The organism is Pseudomonas rossensis, assembly GCF_039888995.1.
Taxonomy (GTDB): Bacteria; Pseudomonadota; Gammaproteobacteria; order Pseudomonadales; family Pseudomonadaceae; genus Aquipseudomonas; species Aquipseudomonas rossensis.
In genome coordinates this window covers 1-343 of record NZ_JBBWCB010000350.1, presented here as the reverse complement: position 1 = coordinate 343, position 343 = coordinate 1, and the positions used below count along the sequence as shown (strand labels likewise).

The 343-nt window shown below is 63.0% G+C and carries 1 protein-coding gene; it reads left to right on the top strand.

The window, feature by feature from the left end; translation table 11 throughout:
• Window positions 1–343 (top strand): IS110 family transposase (locus WLY71_RS30830; protein ID WP_347806600.1); only part of this gene is annotated, 343 nt, incomplete at both ends.

Below are 343 nucleotides of genomic sequence, written 5' to 3'. Positions count from 1 at the left end.
TGGTGGCCACCCATCGCAGCGGGCCTAAAAATGATCGCAACGATGCGCTGGCGATTCTGCGGGCTGGTCGCGATGAAAAGATCTACGCAGTGCCGGTCAAAAGCGTTGCGGCGCTGGCATTGCAGGCGTTGCATCGCGCCCGCCAAGGCTATGTGCGTCGACGCACGGCGGTGAGTAATCAGATGCGCGGCCTGCTGCTCGAGCACGGCGTGGCCTTGGCGCAAGGCGATGTTGCGATCAGCCAGAAAATTCCGCGGGTACTGGAAGATGCCACCCAGCCGGTGCCGGGCCTGCTGCGTGAACTGATCGACGAACTGTTGGCCGAGTGGCGCCATTTGGGCGA